The sequence below is a fragment of the Treponema sp. OMZ 855 genome, assembly GCF_024181145.1.
In the GTDB taxonomy this organism is placed as follows: domain Bacteria; phylum Spirochaetota; class Spirochaetia; order Treponematales; family Treponemataceae; genus Treponema.
Genome location: NZ_CP051194.1, coordinates 1,718,197 through 1,734,340, shown reverse-complemented (window position 1 = coordinate 1,734,340; position 16,144 = coordinate 1,718,197). Strand labels below are relative to the sequence as shown.

Annotated in this window: 14 protein-coding genes; 5 read left to right on the top strand and 9 right to left on the bottom strand. The window is 47.4% G+C overall.

The window, feature by feature from the left end; translation table 11 throughout:
• Window positions 1-3 precede the first annotated feature (3 nt).
• Window positions 4-588, top strand: coding sequence for a hypothetical protein (locus tag E4N65_RS07800; RefSeq protein WP_044015738.1), 585 nt, complete (start codon window positions 4-6; stop codon window positions 586-588).
• A 49-nt stretch (window positions 589-637) separates the two neighbouring features.
• On the opposite strand, the gene E4N65_RS07795 is transcribed toward E4N65_RS07800, so the two are convergent.
• From E4N65_RS07795 to E4N65_RS07775, 5 genes are all read right to left on the bottom strand, one after another.
• Window positions 638-892: a hypothetical protein gene (locus E4N65_RS07795; protein ID WP_044015740.1), complete on the bottom strand. Its 255-nt coding sequence runs from the start codon at window positions 890-892 to the stop codon at window positions 638-640.
• Window positions 893-1,025: 133 nt separating this feature from the next.
• On the bottom strand, window positions 1,026-2,681 hold the full coding sequence (locus E4N65_RS07790; RefSeq protein WP_253672624.1) for a diguanylate cyclase: 1,656 nt from the start codon (window positions 2,679-2,681) through the stop codon (window positions 1,026-1,028).
• Complete coding sequence (locus E4N65_RS07785) at window positions 2,678-4,180, bottom strand: motility associated factor glycosyltransferase family protein (protein WP_253672622.1); 1,503 nt, start codon at window positions 4,178-4,180, stop codon at window positions 2,678-2,680. Before E4N65_RS07785 ends, E4N65_RS07790 begins: the two co-directional genes overlap by 4 nt.
• Window positions 4,177-5,619 carry a 6-hydroxymethylpterin diphosphokinase MptE-like protein gene (locus E4N65_RS07780; RefSeq protein ID WP_253672620.1) on the bottom strand — a complete coding sequence of 481 codons (1,443 nt, stop codon included), beginning with the start codon at window positions 5,617-5,619 and terminating at the stop codon, window positions 4,177-4,179. The genes E4N65_RS07785 and E4N65_RS07780 overlap by 4 nt, the downstream gene beginning before the upstream one ends.
• Window positions 5,620-5,674: 55 nt before the next feature.
• On the bottom strand, window positions 5,675-7,924 hold the full coding sequence (locus E4N65_RS07775; protein WP_044015749.1) for a midas domain-containing protein: 2,250 nt from the start codon (window positions 7,922-7,924) through the stop codon (window positions 5,675-5,677).
• Window positions 7,925-8,142: 218 nt separating this feature from the next.
• Between E4N65_RS07775 and E4N65_RS07770 the strand changes: the two genes are divergently transcribed.
• Window positions 8,143-8,592 (top strand): FtsB family cell division protein, encoded by a 450-nt coding sequence (locus E4N65_RS07770; protein WP_044015750.1) that lies wholly within the window; start codon window positions 8,143-8,145, stop codon window positions 8,590-8,592.
• Window positions 8,567-9,115: an L-threonylcarbamoyladenylate synthase gene (locus tag E4N65_RS07765; RefSeq protein ID WP_044015753.1), complete on the top strand. Its 549-nt coding sequence runs from the start codon at window positions 8,567-8,569 to the stop codon at window positions 9,113-9,115. The genes E4N65_RS07770 and E4N65_RS07765 overlap by 26 nt, the downstream gene beginning before the upstream one ends.
• 16 nt (window positions 9,116-9,131) lie before the next feature.
• Here E4N65_RS07765 and E4N65_RS07760 read toward each other — a convergent pair whose 3' ends face one another.
• From E4N65_RS07760 to E4N65_RS07745, 4 genes are read right to left on the bottom strand one after another with little or no spacing between them, the layout of a single operon-like run.
• Window positions 9,132-10,046, bottom strand: a complete 915-nt coding sequence (locus tag E4N65_RS07760) for a tyrosine-type recombinase/integrase (RefSeq protein WP_044015756.1) — start codon at window positions 10,044-10,046, stop codon at window positions 9,132-9,134.
• 3 nt (window positions 10,047-10,049) lie between these two features.
• Entirely contained in the window at window positions 10,050-12,179 is a 2,130-nt protein-coding gene (topA, locus tag E4N65_RS07755) for a type I DNA topoisomerase (protein ID WP_253672618.1), read from the bottom strand.
• Between the two features lies 1 nt (window position 12,180).
• Window positions 12,181-13,134, bottom strand: a complete 954-nt coding sequence (gene dprA, locus E4N65_RS07750) for a DNA-processing protein DprA (RefSeq protein ID WP_044015759.1) — start codon at window positions 13,132-13,134, stop codon at window positions 12,181-12,183.
• Between the two features lie 45 nt (window positions 13,135-13,179).
• Window positions 13,180-13,899: a tetratricopeptide repeat protein gene (locus E4N65_RS07745; protein WP_044015761.1), complete on the bottom strand. Its 720-nt coding sequence runs from the start codon at window positions 13,897-13,899 to the stop codon at window positions 13,180-13,182.
• 339 nt (window positions 13,900-14,238) lie between these two features.
• On the opposite strand from E4N65_RS07745, the gene E4N65_RS07740 reads away from it, so the two are divergent.
• Window positions 14,239-15,495 (top strand): cation:proton antiporter, encoded by a 1,257-nt coding sequence (locus E4N65_RS07740; RefSeq protein ID WP_253672616.1) that lies wholly within the window; start codon window positions 14,239-14,241, stop codon window positions 15,493-15,495.
• Between the two features lie 19 nt (window positions 15,496-15,514).
• Window positions 15,515-16,138, top strand: a complete 624-nt coding sequence (locus E4N65_RS07735) for a class I SAM-dependent DNA methyltransferase (RefSeq protein ID WP_253672614.1) — start codon at window positions 15,515-15,517, stop codon at window positions 16,136-16,138.
• Window positions 16,139-16,144 lie beyond the last annotated feature (6 nt).

Genomic DNA, 16,144 nt, shown 5'->3' with positions numbered 1-16,144 from the left:
AAGATGGAACAACACGAAGTAGCACTATTAAAAGGGATGTATCTTGCTCCCTATATTCATTTGGCGACCAGTTTACGGGGAAAAGCCCGCCATGCAGGCGGTAATATGTTTCGGCATCAAATCGATACGATGGGGACACTTATCGATTACGGCTATATCGACAGCATCTTACTAAAAGCGTCAATCGTTCATGATGTATTGGAAGATGTGCCGGATTTTAATGTGAATGAATTGTTATCGATCGATTCGGAATCTTCCGCTGTCTATGAATTGGTTATGGAAGTTACCCGTCGTCCGGGGCAGTCAAAACCTGAATATTTGGAGCATATTATCAGGCATGGATCACAACGGGCAAAGGTTCTCAAGTGTGCCGACCGAATCAGTAATATGATCAGTTTGGGCTTTGTAAACGATCCTGAATTTATTAAACGGTATTGTAATGAAACTGAAGTGTATGTATTTCCGATTGCGCTGGAAGTAAATTTTGATATGTATAATGAATTGCTGTATCTGGTGCAGTCCCGTCTGCAATACCTTGCTGATTTTGAATTTCTGCATCAACACCGCAAAGACTCTGCTTCTGTTTAATAGATCGGAGGCTGCCGTTTTCAGCAGCCCCTTTTTTTATTTCGATCACTTATTCGTCGAAGTCGTCTTCAAAACCGTCATCATCGTCATAGGTATCATCAAAATCGTCATCGTCAAAATCATCATCGAAGTCGTCGTCAAAATCGTCATCGAAATCGTCATCAAAGTCGTCGTCGCTAAAATCATCGTCAAAATCATCATTGCCGAAATCATCGTCAAAGTCGTCATCGAAATCATCGTCGTCATCAAAAGGAGCGGCCGATAAAAAACGATTTCCGAAAAAGAAAGAAACTTTGTTACTCATAGTGAACCATCCATTGTATTTTGGAATATCTTATAAAATCGTCTTAGAGGAAAGACGCTACCGTTGGGTAAACGGCAAATGCATAATAATAAGAGTATACTACTCTGTCAACCGGTTTTAGATTCAATGTATATTAGCTTAACCGTGCAAGACATCGCCGGTATTTATCCGGATTAACCCTAAAAGCTACAATAGGATCGCCGCCCTCTTGGGTTGCCTTGCCGATTGCAGCCATAGCTTCTTCGATCATGCGGGGAGCAGGAATAAGCCGCCCTGCCCGTGTCGTAAGTCCGATGCCGAGCGATTTCTTAGCGGAATCATCCAAAAGAGCCGTAATTTCGTCATAGAGACTACTTGCAATTTGCATTGCCTGATCCAACGGTGCATAAAAGATAATAATACCGAGAATATCTTTATTAAAAACAAACACCTTATGGATGCGGTCGAGTGTTGAACGCAGCAGATGAACAATTTGCTGATTATGAGGTATATCGGTTGCATGAATGAGCAGAAGTGTTAAGTCCTCTTCGGCTACAGCTGTTTCGATAATTGCCGTTGTCAATTCTTCGATGAGTGTAGCTTGTTCAAGCGAATGACTGCTGCTGTGTGATGCACCTGAAAGCGGTGTATTTTCGAAGGTAGTAACGGGCGGTTTTTTTGCAGATTCTTGTGTTTCGGTTGAGGTTTTCAATATTTGTGTATGATTTTCAAAGAAACCGTAATTCCTCGCGTCAAAACCCTGTTTACTATCCGCTTGCGGAGTCTCTGCCGTTTGTAAAATGTCCGTTTCAGCGCTATTTGAGGATACCGGACGTTCCGTATCCTTATCTGTGTTGCTTTGCCGATCTGCTGTGCTGTTTTCAAGCTGTGTGTGTTGTGAGCCTGCTTGATATTCGGGGGCGCTTTGTTGGGGCTGTTCATCATTGTAGATATGGAGACGGTTGAGCGATTCAAGCTGTTCATTTAACGGTAAAGACGAGACCGTCGTAGATATTTGCGCCTTATTTTTTTCCGTTACAGGCTGTTCATGAGTATTCGGCATCTTTGCACGGATACTTAAACCTTCTGTTTGCAAGGAGGCTGAATTGTCCGGTTCGGCACAAGTTTCCGTCTGTGGTATGCTTGGCGGCTCATTAGTTGCTGTAGCAGCGGCATACTCGCCTGACTGAGCGGTATTCGAATCGGTTATATCCGTTTCGGAAGTGCGTATAGCACTTTTAAGCTCCGGTTTTTTTTCTGCTGCGGATTTGATATCCATATATGAAAAGATCAACACCAAGACGGTCATTAATACAATCAGCAGTAATAGAAAGAATACTATTTGACCGCGGTTAAAGACCGTTTCAATCGGAAGCATTTGGAGCGCCGCATGGACGGTCACGGTATTCCCCGTTTCTTTAACCGGAATATGCGTTTGAGCAGCAGTAAAAAAGAGCGGCAGGTTTTTTACTTCGACTACATATTGTTCATTATATGAAAAAATATCGGTGTTTTTTGGCCAGGTAAATACGATACCGGCACTATCCCGAATGAGAACTGCTTGAATATATTTGCTGTAGTTACGGCATAGCTGTTCAAGCTGTACTTGCAGACGGACAGGATTACCCTCTTGAGCGGATTCCGACAATATCTCGCCGGTATGCTGAGCAAATATCTTAAAGTTCTTCAATGCTTCCGTTTTTCCCGCAGCAGAATCGCTGTGAAGGGTAAAAACAAACCATAACAAACTTCCAATAATAACAAGCAATGCGCATGCGGCATAGACTGACATCAATATTTTTTTCATCATAAATCAGTATACTCCGAAATGAATTCCGATACAAGTTCCATATCGGTCAAATTTCCTTTTCTATGAGCTTTACACCATGCAAGTGCAGGGAGCAGCGGCATGACGGCATTCCGGCCGTTTTGTTGTAAGGTTTTACTAAAAGATGCAAGAAATGCCGTGTGCGGGAATTGTTGAAAATCAGTGGGTTGCCAGCGGGTGGCACTGTGTTTTTCCGCTTCAAAAGCCGCCCGGTAAGAATCCAAAAGTGCCGTTCGATAGGTGATGCCTTGCGTTGTCCTCTCGTTGTAGGTTTCGGTACGAAACATGAGGCGGACGAACGAGTGTTCTTGAGGGCTGATACGTGCTGCACTGCCGGCATATTGCGCCGAAAGATAGGTACCGCGGCTATATGCCTTGCCGCCGGTATAGGCAAAGTCCATTCCGCTGCATTCGATATGCCGGTAACCGAGTGCCTGTGCCGCATGGTAGGCTGCGACGGCAACAGTGCCGGAACCCGTAGCAAGCGGCGGAAAAGGGGAGAAAAGCGCGGCTGTTTGGACAAGCGGGTGCCCGCCTGCCGTAAAAAAGAAAGCGTTGCCGTTTTTGTAAAAGCGGCGCGCTCCGGCGGGTTGTGCCGAAAGGTCGAAGATGCCTGTCGTTTCTTTAGGTATGACACCGATGGTATGCTGATATGAGATATGCTGCGGGTCAAGCGCAATGAAGAATTCCGGTGTAATACCGCTTGTGCATACGGCGGGAAAGGCTGTATCGGTACAAAAGACCGTGTACTGCTGCCGCTTTTTTTTCAACAATGATAAGCCTGCTTCCAAGCTTGGGCCTGCGCCCAATATGAGCGCTGTCCGGGCGGTATCAGTGTGAGGATATGCCGGTTTGACGGAACCTGCAAGGCGCAAATTGAAAAAGATATTGCGCAGCCAGATTTTTCCAAAATGTGCTTGAACCGAAAAATCCGCCTTGATTTTTTCGAGTGCGTGTTCGATCTTTTCCGGTAAATCTTTTACCTGAGCTTTATAGAATTCGCTCCATGTCCTTAGAATATGATAACCGAAGGTACCGTGTACGGCCGGCAAATAGGCTGCGGTAAGTGCGGTTTCAAAAGCGCTGCTTGTGCAGGGCGGCAAGAGAAAGACCCTGCTATCGGCTAATAGCTCCGTATAGTCGATGAGTGAGAGCAGCTGCTTGAAGGATTCGTAATCCGATTCCGTAATTGCGCAAAATGATTGCGGATATGTATCTAAAAACACTTTGATGTGGATACCGTTGCCCAGTCCGCAAAAAAGCATAAAACCGGCTGCTGAAGTAAGGGCGCGTTCTGCCTCACGTACCGGATTATACAGGGACTGCAGCGCCTGTCCCGATGCAAAAAGCGGCACCGGCTCCCCTGTTTTTGCGGGTACGACGCCTTTATAGGCAGCTCCTACTTGAGAGCGTTGGATATTTTCTGCGAGTTCCGGTTGTTTAAGGCGTATCGCAGCGAGGTTCATTTCTAAAACCGTCATGCTTCTATCCTTTTGATGAGCGCACCGAGTATGCGGCTTACCTGTTCCGACAAGTTTGTGTGCGCTTTGTTATCCGCAGGATTTTTTATCACATTACAGTAAGCGGTATAGCTGCATAAGGCGCATATCTGTTTTTCGAGGGTTGCCGTATCTTCCGCGAGCCGTGCCGGTTCCGCTGCAATTAACGCGGGTATTCCGGTACGCAGTGTGTTTAGCAGGGAATGCACTATCCGTGTGCGCTCCTGAGCGGATGGTGCAGGGTAGGATGTTACGGAAATCCGTGCCTTACCCCGTACTCCCGCTGTTAGGTCAACCGGTTTGATATTCGGAAGCGGCGCTCCACCCGTACCGGCGCGGGCCAGTCTCCGTGCAGATTCCGGCGGCAGCTGCAAAAACCATTGCCGATAGGTTTCAAGCGATTGCGCTGCAAAGTTTTGGACGGCGAGTGCATCAGCAAGCGGATGTACTCTGTTCGTTTCGGCAAACAAGCGTGCGATACTTGCATGGGGCTGTGCATGGCTGAAACCTTTTGCAACTGCTAAATCGACGCCGGCAAGTATGATGTTCCGGTTGCTATGCCGTAAAAGCAGTTCGCAGGCTGTGCCTGTTACAGTGCCGTTCTCTCTGGCGGTAAGCGGCTGTAGGTTTGCTGCCGTAAAGAGCGCTGATTCCAGCGGTGAATTGTATGAAAGCGGAACACAGGGATGCGTTTTGAGTATCGATGCAGGAATTGCCGCTTCGAGCGGAAAGGCAATCGGAACACTTGCAGGCAGCCGGTCAAAATGAGGCAATGCCCAATAGCCGGCGTCAGTACTGATGCAGAGGTCTATCGGGATATCCCGCGCCGTCAGCGCTGCACAAGCCGATGATACTGCAAGGATAGAGTAGGGGGCAGCCTGTGCTGCGGTCAGCTGTTCTAAGCTTGGGCCTGCCCCGGCTAAGATAAAATCCTGTGTTCCGAATTGCAGCGCTGCAGGCTGCTCAAGCCCGATAAAGTTATTGATCGTGTTTTGAAGCCACTTATTTCCAAAGAATGAACGGGTATGCATGATGCTCGTCAGCATATCGATTGTATTTCGAATATTTTTCCAGACTGTATCCGCCGCATCGGGAAAAGCTTTATCGGCAGCCTTCCAGCTGATAAAGCGGGTTCCGGCCAATTTTTCATCGGGTATATGTGAAAGTAAGAAAAAAGGCAAACTGCCGCTTCCCGGCCGCCAAACGGCGTCCCAGAGGGTATCGGAATCGGCAAAAGCTGTTTCGTTATACCGCACTGCGATACATTTTGTAGAGGGAAACTTTGCTTTCAGTACCGATGCAAGGTAGGATTCTCCCGGCTCGGTTATGACAATAATCGACGGATTGCCTTCAATAGCGGAAGCAAACTGTTCGGCTTCTTTGTGAGGGTTGTATTTTGAATGGAGACGAAAAGGAGGCATGAAAGCAATTAGCCGCTATGCAGGGGGGCATAGCGGCGCTAGGAAGTTTCTGTTATTAGGAAATGCCTAATTCTTCAAAAAGATGTTTATAAGTTTCAAAATATTCAGATTTGGCAAACTCTTCAATCTTCTTTTCGGGCAAGGCTTCCAACAGTTGATCCATGTAGGAAAGAACCGATTTAATCTCGTTTTTCAGTTCCAACGGAATAGAAATGGTTTCCCGCTTTCTGCTCGCAGCTTGCAACAATGTTTCCTGTTTCGGTTCTTCGGGAACGCTTTCGGTTTCCGGTTCCGATTCAAGCTCTGGAATTGCATCTTCAGCGGCGGTGTCCAATGCTTCGAACGTATCTTCATGGGCTCCAGATTGAGCTTCTTCGCCTTCCGATTCAATAGCAGGAACTTCTGCGATAAACGGTTCTCCGATAATTGCTTCTTTTATCGAATCTTCGCCGGCAGCTGAATCATCGTCAAACGGGTTCGGGAAATCTTCGTCATTTTGAAGTTCATGAATTGTGCGTTCTTCTTTCATTTCTTTAGAAGACTGTATTTCATTGTCAACCGCTTCCATGTTTTCAGAGGGAACTTCAATCTCCTGTTCCGTGGGAATATCGAAGGATTCTATATTGATATCTTCAAAATCGGCATCGTCATCCACAGACTCAGCGTCTTCAATATCTTCAAGTTCGGCTATTTCTTGATGATCTTCCGTATCTCCGTCAATAAGCCCCATATCTTCATCCGTAACTTCCGATTGATCGTCAAGGTAACTGAGATCTTCGGGCAGCGATGTAATGGGTGTGGGGTCTACATTAAAGACGGGATCGGATGCAAGGAGTTTTTCCCCTTCCGCCTCAGGTTTGTAATCGTTATTTGTCTCTTCCGAAGCCGGTTCCGCTATACTGTCTTCAAAAGCGTGATCGGCAGAGGCTGTTTCTTGTATTTCCGGATCAATATCTTTTGTAAGTACGGGCGGCACTTCATAGGTTTCGGTTGTTTCTGCCGGAGCTTCCTCATCGGCAGATGCCCGCTCTCCATCCTCGGCGTTCCGCTCTTCAGTGAAATCCGCAGTAATAAGGATATTATTTAGCTCATCCCCGGTGAGGGCAATCGTTTCGTCCGTGTCATCATCGCTGAAAAAGCCCGAACTTTCCGTATCGGCAGCTTTGTTTTCCGTATGTGCAGCAGCGTCTTTTACCGGTGCTTCGGAGGTTACTTTCGCTTGAGCCGTCATACCGGCTTTTAAGCTATTCAGCTCTGCTTTCAGATCGCTGATTTCGTGAGCAATTTGCATCAGTAATTCGGTTGCTTTATCTTGTTCAGCGGCGGTGCGTTGGAAAGGTACGGCTGTTGTATCCATAGTTTCTTTTGAATCCTTTTCCAAAGCAGGTTTCACCGGTTCTGCTTCAGGTTCGGTAACCTGCTGTGTTGAAAGTAAATCTTCTTTAACAGCTTCAACATCGTCAAAGAAAGCCGGCTCTTCCGTATGGGGAGATTTGTCGTCTGTCTCCGTACCGAAAATCGAAATATCGGCATTATCTTCTACAATCTGTGAGGATAGTGCCGAAAGCGGCTGCTCTTTTGCTCCTTCATCATCAGCTGTAACGTCAATGTCTAAAACGGTCTCTTCTTTTTGTTCGCTGTGTCCGGCTTCTTGCGTTTCGGAAGCGTCGTCTGCGAAGATATCGTTAAAATCATCGACTGTCTCAAAACCGTCGTCCGATCCGGAGCTTTCAGCCGGCGCTGCGTCTTCAAAATCTTCAAGAGAAATTTCACTGAAGTTTTCGAGCCCTGCCGGAAGTTCATTGGTGTTAGAATGTTGTTCGGTATCGTCGGTAATTTCGGTAAAATCAAGATCTATCGGTTCTTCTTCAACAAATGCTTCGGAGCTTTCTTTGGGCGCCGTTTCTGCAGAGGAGTCATCCGACAAAAAGTCATCCAAATCCAACGACTCAAAACTGTTTTCATCAAGCGCAATATCGGAAGTATCACTATCGCTATATGAAGGTGCAGGCGTTTCCAGCGGTATTTCGGTTGAAGTATTTATATCACTCAACTCGTCAAGTTCTGGTATTTCAGTATCTGCAGCCATATCCGAAAAAGAGAAATCATCATCAAAATTTATGCTATCTTGATCCGGTTCTATGTCGGAAGTACTTACAAATTGAGAATCGTCTGAATCGAGCGGTTCATTACTATCTTTCTTTTTCTTAAGCCATACACCATACATATCCAATTTTTCCGTGCTTTTACTGTCTATAGAAAAATTAGGATCATATAAATCATCGGTTTTGTTAAAATTATCCATAAACTTTCTCCACAAAGGGCTGTGTCATTATATCATGTATCGGCATACCCTGTATATAACATAAGTAACATAAACGGAAGTCTTGCCGAGAGTTTCTAAAAAATCCGGCATTCACAGGTGCTCCCCTACCGATTCAGTCGGTATCTTCAACTTTCTATTGTACCTTATTTCGAATAAAATTCAAGAAAATATTTATTTTGCCGTTATTAAAATCGAGTATGAAATTTTATTTGAAAGTTATTACGCCGATCTTCGTATTTGCGTTTGTTTATAGCTTTTTGAGTATGTGCTTTGGAGCACGCGGTTTTTTTGCATGTCAGCAGTTGAGAAGGCAGCACGAAGCTCTTGTGCAGCACGTACAGCTTCTATCCGATATTGGGGAAGATCTGAATATTCGTATCGCGAATTTGTCTTCCGATCCTCAGACCATCGCTGTGTATGCGCATGAATTGGGCTATGTTCAAAAAAACGAACGGCTTATCAAATTGATGAACTTTTCCGGGACGGCGGAGCGCACCGAGGATGTCGGTGTCGTGTATCTGATAGAGGCTCCGCGCTATCTGCCGGATGCCGTATGCAAAACGATTGCCGTTTCCATGAGTATTATCGTTATTATGTGCGAGATGATTGTGAGCAAAAAGAATGCGTATTCAAAAAAAAGCGTCTAATTCGGCGGATGCCGCCGCTGCGGAACTCAGGCGTGGAAATATCGTGGTTATTCCAACCGATACGATTTACGGATTTTCCGGGTTGATCGGTAAGACTGCCGAGGCAATTGCCCGTATTAAAGGAAGAGCTGAAGATAAACCGTTTATCGCCCTCATCGCCGAACCGGAGGATATTTACCGCTATACCGATCTAAAAATTCCCGAACATATTTTGAACCTGTGGCCTGCACCGCTGACGCTTATCGTGCCGTTAAAAGGGCAGGGCACACAGGCATTTCGCTGTCCCGCGGATGATTGGCTGCGCGGTGTCGTTGCTGCAGCGGGAGATGCAGTGTATTCGACGAGTGTTAACCGTTCGGGAACCCCGCCCCTCACCGATATAGAGGCGATTTGCCGCGAATTTGAGGATTCCGTTTCGTTAATTGTCGATGACGGTAATCTTGAGGGGCTTCCTTCTACTCTCGTGGATTTGACTTCCGGCACTCCCCGCGTGCTCCGCCAAGGTTCTGTTGTTATCGATTAAGCAAAGAGAAGATGGGCTATCCGTGCGGATGAGCTTTGTGGTACAGCTCTTGGAGCTGGGCTGCCGTGATGTGGGTGTAGCGTTGGGTGGTTGCGATATTGCTGTGTCCCAGCAGTTCCTGCACAACCCGTATGTCTGCTCCGCGCGTGATGAACATCGAGGCAAAGCTGTGCCGGAAAGCGTGCGGCGTCAGCTTTTTATAGTTCGGGAGAAGGGCTGTGTATCGGTTGATGATGTACCGGATGCCCTGTGTTGTAAGCGCGCCGCCGCGGCAGTTTAAAAAAAGCGCGTCTTCGGCAATCGCAGTTTTTAAGCCGTCCTGTTCTTTTAGGTATGCAATCAGTTCCGCCCGCTCCGTCAAATACCGCTGTACCGCTTCCCGTGCAAAGTCCGCAAAGAACACCTTGCGTTCTTTGCTTCCTTTTCCTTGTACGATTGCCCAGCTGCAATCTCCCTTTAAATCCGTTATTTTGAGTCCTTGCAGCTCCGCCGCGCGGCAGCCGGTAGAGTAGAGCGACGAAAAGATCGCTGCATCGCGGGCGTACCATAAAATGCCCGCTTCTTTGGGAAATTCACAGAAGCGTTCCGCTTCATCAGGAAAGAGGAAGCGGGGCAGCTTGTCCGGCTGTTTGAGGTTGCGGACAACCGCGGCGGGGTTCGTGGAGCAGAGCCCTTTCTGCAGGGCATAGCGATACAAGCCCCTCACACAGGAGAGGGTTCGGTTAATGCTTGCCGGTGCAAAATGCCGGTTACCGAGCTCTGCAACAAAGACACGTATCTGTGTTTTCGTAACTTCGGTAAAGGCCAGCTCATTGTCCGCAAGCCAGTCCGAAAAAAGCTTGAGGTCGCTCCGGTATGCCTCGATTGTCTTTTCCGAAAAGTGCCGCACGCCTGCGCTGTAGGCGAGGTAGTCTTCAAAGACCGTATTCATCGGCTAGTCGATATCCCGGTCTTCAATGCCTTCGACAACGCTATGAAGATAATCGCAATCGGGATTTACACAGGCTTTGTAGCTTCCGTTCTTTTTATCGTATTTTTCAACCATGAACCAGCCGCATTTGGGGCACGCCGAGTTGATAGGCTTAAAATGAGAGATAAAATTACACGTTGGAAAGTTGGTACAACCGAAGAATTCTTTGCCCCGCCCTTTTGCCCGCCGGGATACGATGTCGCCGCCGCATCCGGGACGCGGGCATTTAGCCAATGGAATGGATTTGGTATTGCGGCATTCCGGAAATCCTTCGCATGCCAAGAAAAAGCCGAAGCGGCCGAGCTTTTTCATCATTCTTTTGCCGCATTTTTCGCAGGTAAAGTTTGTCGGCTCATCGAGGCTTCCTTTCAAACTGCCTAAATGCGCCATCACCGAATCCACCTGTGTGATGAATGGGGTATAAAAGGAGCCGATAATCTTTGACCAGTCGGCATTGTGTTCTTCTATTTCGTCCAGCTTTTGTTCCATACCGGCGGTAAAGTTGACGTCGATTACGTCGTTGAAGTTTGCGACTAACAGATCGTTGATTATTCTGCCGAGCTGAGTGGGAACAAGCTGTTTATTGGAGCGGTTAACGTAATAACGGTCGAGCAGTACCGAAATAATCGGCGCATACGTCGAGGGGCGCCCGATACCTTTTTGTTCCAGCATTTTAACGATACTTGCGTCGGTATAGCGGGCGGGCCCCTGCGTAAAATGCTGTTCGGGTGTCAGGCTGTCTACCGTCAGGGTGTCGCCGGTTTTTAACGCCGGTAATGCCTTGCCTTTTTCTTCTTTTGAAAGGAGGAGATTCAGCACCGAATAGAAACCTTTGTCCGTTACCTTGGTAGAAGCCGTTCTAAAGACGGCATCTCCTGCGGAAATTTCATAGCTGAGCGTTTCGGTCTTTGCACCGGTCATCTGGCTCGCGGTAAAGCGTTCCCAGATAAGGGTATAGAGGCGCAGTTGGTCGCGGTTGAGATAGTCTTTCAGATAATCGGGCGTATAATGAGCGTAAGTCGGGCGGATACCTTCGTGGGCATCCTGCGCTTTTGCTCCGACGCTGTAGAAATTGGGTTTTTCCGGCAAGTAGGCGGGATATTGCTCGCCGATCCATTTGCGTACTTCCGTAAGAGCAACATCGGAGATACGTACCGAGTCGGTACGCATATAGGTGATTAAACCGACGCGGCTTGAGCCGACGGCGATACCTTCGTACAACTGTTGAGCAATCTGCATTGTCTTACGGGAGGTAAAGCCGAGCCTATTTGCTGCCGTTTGCTGCATCGTGGAGGTTGTAAACGGCGGTTTCGGATTGATGGTCTTTTGCGTGCTTTTGACATCGGTAACCGTTGCCTCTTTTCCGCTCAATACATCGATAATCGCCTGTACCTCCCGCTCGTTCTTCAGCGCCGGTTTTTCTCCGTTATATAATGCGAGTTGGGCGTTAAAGGCTGTTTTCCCCTTTTTAAAAGCTCCTTCCAGTGTCCAAAATTCTTCGGGGATAAAACTTTCTACCTCCGCTTCCCGTTCGCAGATGAGGCGCAGCGCAACCGACTGTACCCGCCCCGCGGAAAGCCCGTTCTTTACTTTTTGCCAAAGCAGCGGAGAAAGGTTGTAGCCGACAAGCCGGTCGAGTACGCGGCGGGCTTTTTGCGCATTCACCTTTGCCTCATCGATATCCATAGGATTCTGCACGGCGGTTTTAATCGCCTGCGGAGTGATTTCGTTAAAGACGATACGGTTGATAGGCACATCTTCGCATTTTTCCCGTATCGCATTGCACAGATGATAGGCGATTGCCTCCCCTTCGCGGTCATTATCACTTGCGAGAAAGACGTGTTGAGCATTTTTTGCATCTTGCTGCAGCTCTTTTAAGAGTTTAGCTCTGCCGCGCACGGTGATATATTCGGGCTGAAAGCCGTGTTCGATATCGATTGCGATACGGGACTTCGGCAGATCGATCAGGTGCCCCATCGAAGCCTTAACCGTATAGCCGCTGCCTAAATACTTTTCGATTGTTTTTGCTTTTGCCGGAGACTCTACGATAATTAAGTTTGTTTTTTTCGTTTTTGCTGCGGTTTTCTTCGCCATATTATGGTGCTCCTTTCTCAAACAAAGGTAGTTGTATGTGCTGCTCTCTCTGTAAATACTGCAAGGTCGGATGTGCCCATTCGCGTAAAAGGTCGCCGGCATGTTCTACCGGAATCGCTCCGTCCTCAGCAAGTTTTTTGCAGCCGGTATTCTGTACGGAATCCTGCATTCCGGCGTATATGCATACGTCGCGTCCTTGCTCAAGGGCAAAGTCCGCCGTAATAAGCGCCCCTGATTTCGCCGGCGCTTCGACGACAACGGTTGCGCGGGCTAACCCCGAAATAATCCGGTTACGCTGCGGAAAGCGGTAGGCAAGCGGCAGCTCCCCGGGCGCATATTCGCTGAGGATGCACCCGCCCGTTTCCAGTATCCGGCCTGCGAGCCGTGCATTGCTCTGCGGGTAGAGCCGGTCAAGTCCGCAGGCGAGTACAGCCGTCGTGAGGCCGCCGCCTTCCAAGGCTCCCCGGTGCGCAAAGGTGTCGATACCGCGTGCCAGCCCCGAAAGAACGGGGATGCCGGCGTGCCCGCATTCGGTGCCCAGCTGCAGTGCCGCCTTAATGCCGTTTCCTGTCGGGCGGCGTGTGCCGACAATCGCCGCTGCGGGCGTATCGGCCTGCGGTAAGACGCCGCGGTAGTACAGCAAAAAAGGCGCATCGGGAATTTCCCGCAGCAGGGGAGGGAAGTCGGCGTCATCGTAAAACGTCATGTTGATTCGGCAATACTTCATCAGCGCTTCAGCTTTTTCCACTGCCTGCGGCAGCTGTTCGGGCTTATAACTGCGTGTGCGGAGTGTCCGCTGTATCAGCCTGCTCAGCGTATCTATTGAACTTACTGTAAGTGCTTGCAAAGTGTCAAGCGTGCGGGCAAGTAAAAGGCGCTCGCTGCCCTTTAGAAAAGAGCAATAAGAGAGCGCAATGTAGAGTTTCCGCTTTTCAGAATCGGTTTTTGTATTCATTATTATAGTTTTTGTCGAATTCTATTGCCGAGCAGTTGTTGACCGTTAGCGCCGTGCATTTTCTACGAAAGCTTTGTTCCGTTCGGCGTCGGCGCGCTGTTCGGCGCTTCCGCTCGTTTTGATAATGCGGTCGTAGGCGGCAATCGCTTTTTCATATTGACCGGTCATGTAATAGGCGCGTCCAAGGATGAATAAGGAATCCAGCGGCTTTTTTTCGCGGGCGGCAACCGGTTCCATGATCGTAATGGCATCCTCCGGCCGGTTCAATTCAAAAACATAGAGTACGGACAGTGCGTATACCGCCCGTGTATAGGTTGGATCAAGCTCTACGGCGCGTTTATAGGCTGAGACCGACAGGTCGAAATATGCTTGCCGTTCGCCGAGGCTCATATTGGGGTAATCGAGGGTGCTTTTTGCGATAATAGCGGCACATACGCCGATTTGATAAAACACATGCTGATTTTCGGGGAAGTATTCCAATGCATTGCGGAAGGATTCAATCGCTTTTTTGTACATCTTTTTATCCATGTACCGGCGGCCGAGTATTTTGTACCAAATGCCGACTCGCTGTTCCATAGTTAGGATTTCGTTGATCTTTCCCTGATACTTTTGTATGGCCGATTCCAATTCTTGTATAGAAGACGGATTCTTGACGCCCATCTCCATATCCTGCATTCGCCGAATAAAGGCATTGTCCTTACAGGCAGTAAAAAGGAAAAGAATTGAACACAACAGCCCCGCATACGGAACTTTTTTTGATTTCATGTACACCTTCTTTTATTCAGCGCCGCCACAGATGACGGTGGTTATATTTCATGAGTGATGACAAGGATGTTCATCACCCGTGAAGTATTCTTATATATCTTTGTATGATTGTCAATATTACGGCAGCGGACTTCGGGCTGTGGATAAATGAGCCTTTTTTTCGGAATTCCGGGGCATAAAGGAAATTTGTATCTTTTGCTTAACTTTTTCTGTAAAATATTGCGGTTCTTTTTCCTTTTTACTATAATGAATCCTCAAAATAGGGAACCACTGGTTAATCCGAACGCGAATTAATCAACGCGCCCTTAATATACCCTTTCGGGTATAAAGGAGTTGTTTATGTCTGCTAAGGAAATACCGATTGAAGAAATCGCACTGCAAATTGTCCTTTCCGTCGGAATTATTATTATCGCTGCAAAGTATCTTGGTCTGCTTGCTAAAAAATTCAATATTCCGCAGGTTGCCGGCGAAATTGTTGCAGGGCTTTTCTTACGCTACCTGCCTTTTTTCCGTAATTTCGGCGGCGTCGAACCGAATATTATCTACGCTGGAACCAACCAATTTATCGAGTATATGTCAGAAATCGGCGTTATTCTGATTATGTTTTCCGCCGGATTGGGTACTAATTTAAAATCGCTTGTAAAATCCGGTATAAAATCAACCGTGATTGCTGCCTGCGGTGTTATCATACCATTGGTTTTAGGTACGGTTATGGCGTTGGGCTTTTGGGGTTTTGACGGCTTCGGGACACCGCTATTTTATCAAGCGCTATTCATCGGTACTATTTTAACGGCAACTTCGGTCAGTATTACCGTTGTTGCATTGAAAGAGCTGGGCAAGATAAATTCGGAAGTCGGGCAAACAATTATCAGCGCTGCAATTATTGATGATGTCTTTGGTATTATTGTATTAACGGTTGTGCTCGGCGCAAGTTCCGGTAAGAGCGATTACCTCGGACTTATCATAAAAACGGCAGCATTCTTTGGCGCTTCATTGGTCGTGGGGTACCTGATTTACCGAATTTTTAAATGGTATGATAACCGGCATCCGCATACCCACCGTATTTCGATTTACGGGTTGGGGGTTGCGTTGATTTTTTCCTATTGTACGGAACGCTTCTTCGGTATCGCTGATATCACCGGTGCGTATGTCGCAGGGGTTGTATTTTGCAATTTACATGATGCCTCTTATATGGAGAAAAAAATAGATATCAATTCATATATGTTTTTTAGTCCTCTCTTTTTTACTGCTATCGGACTTAAAACGGATTTAAGCGGACTGAATATGAGCTTAATATGGTTTTCGATCGCCTTTGTGCTTGTCGGTTGTATTGCAAAAATAATCGGATGCGGCGGTTCGGCTTTGGCTTTGGGCTTTAAGCGACAGGAATCGCTCCAGATAGGGCTGGGAATGATGGTGCGCGGTGAGGTAGCCCTTATCGTAGCTCAAAAGGGACTTGCCGTCGGCATGGTTCAGGCTGAATATTTTGCACCGGTCATTTTGCTGATTATTGTTTCTTCTATGATTGTGCCTATTTTGCTTGGAAAAGCATTTGCGGAAAAGAATCTGCCTCCGGCAGGAACAGCCGCCGTATAGCCGGAGCTCCGAATAGTATATGGATACGGCATTTTTCGATTCAAAAGCAGAGCAATGGGATGCACACCGCACGCGGGTGTTGAGGGCGGAAGAGATATATAGAAAAATTATCGCTGAGATATGCCCTCAGCCTTACAACAAGGTGCTTGATTTCGGTTGCGGGACAGGCTTGCTCGGATTTCATTTTGTTGATTGTGCAGTTGAAGTAACGTTTGCCGACATCTCCGCCGGTATGCTCGAACAGGTGTGCAAAAAAGCTGCAACGCTTGGGAGCGGCAGTGTAAAGACCATCGATTTAACGGAGCATACCGTTACGGAAGCATACGATATTATTGTTTCACTGTTGGCGCTCCATCATGTTGACGATATAGAAAAAACGGTTTGCGGCTTGGCTTCACATGTTGCCGAGGGCGGATATCTCTGCCTTTCGGATCTCGATCTTGAAGATGGGAGTTTCCATTACCCCAATACGGCGCCTCATAACGGAATAGACCGTGATGCGGTTATGAATGCGGCTCGTAAGAGCGGTATTCACGTTATTTGTAACAAAACCGTATATACTGAGCAAAAGATTATCGATGGCGCCGTAAAAACATATCCTATTTTTTTAATCATTGGGATGCGGGACACTAACCGAAGATAGGCTATA

Coding starts and splice junctions, on each gene's coding strand:
- E4N65_RS07800 (WP_044015738.1), top strand. CDS start 4: ATGGAACAACACGAAGTAGCACTATTAAAAGGGATGTATCTTGCTCCC.
- E4N65_RS07795 (WP_044015740.1), bottom strand. CDS start 892: ATGAGTAACAAAGTTTCTTTCTTTTTCGGAAATCGTTTTTTATCGGCC.
- E4N65_RS07790 (WP_253672624.1), bottom strand. CDS start 2,681: ATGATGAAAAAAATATTGATGTCAGTCTATGCCGCATGCGCATTGCTT.
- E4N65_RS07785 (WP_253672622.1), bottom strand. CDS start 4,180: ATGACGGTTTTAGAAATGAACCTCGCTGCGATACGCCTTAAACAACCG.
- E4N65_RS07780 (WP_253672620.1), bottom strand. CDS start 5,619: ATGCCTCCTTTTCGTCTCCATTCAAAATACAACCCTCACAAAGAAGCC.
- E4N65_RS07775 (WP_044015749.1), bottom strand. CDS start 7,924: ATGGATAATTTTAACAAAACCGATGATTTATATGATCCTAATTTTTCT.
- E4N65_RS07770 (WP_044015750.1), top strand. CDS start 8,143: ATGAAATTTTATTTGAAAGTTATTACGCCGATCTTCGTATTTGCGTTT.
- E4N65_RS07765 (WP_044015753.1), top strand. CDS start 8,567: ATGCGTATTCAAAAAAAAGCGTCTAATTCGGCGGATGCCGCCGCTGCG.
- E4N65_RS07760 (WP_044015756.1), bottom strand. CDS start 10,046: ATGAATACGGTCTTTGAAGACTACCTCGCCTACAGCGCAGGCGTGCGG.
- topA (WP_253672618.1), bottom strand. CDS start 12,179: ATGGCGAAGAAAACCGCAGCAAAAACGAAAAAAACAAACTTAATTATC.
- dprA (WP_044015759.1), bottom strand. CDS start 13,134: ATGAATACAAAAACCGATTCTGAAAAGCGGAAACTCTACATTGCGCTC.
- E4N65_RS07745 (WP_044015761.1), bottom strand. CDS start 13,899: ATGAAATCAAAAAAAGTTCCGTATGCGGGGCTGTTGTGTTCAATTCTT.
- E4N65_RS07740 (WP_253672616.1), top strand. CDS start 14,239: ATGTCTGCTAAGGAAATACCGATTGAAGAAATCGCACTGCAAATTGTC.
- E4N65_RS07735 (WP_253672614.1), top strand. CDS start 15,515: ATGGATACGGCATTTTTCGATTCAAAAGCAGAGCAATGGGATGCACAC.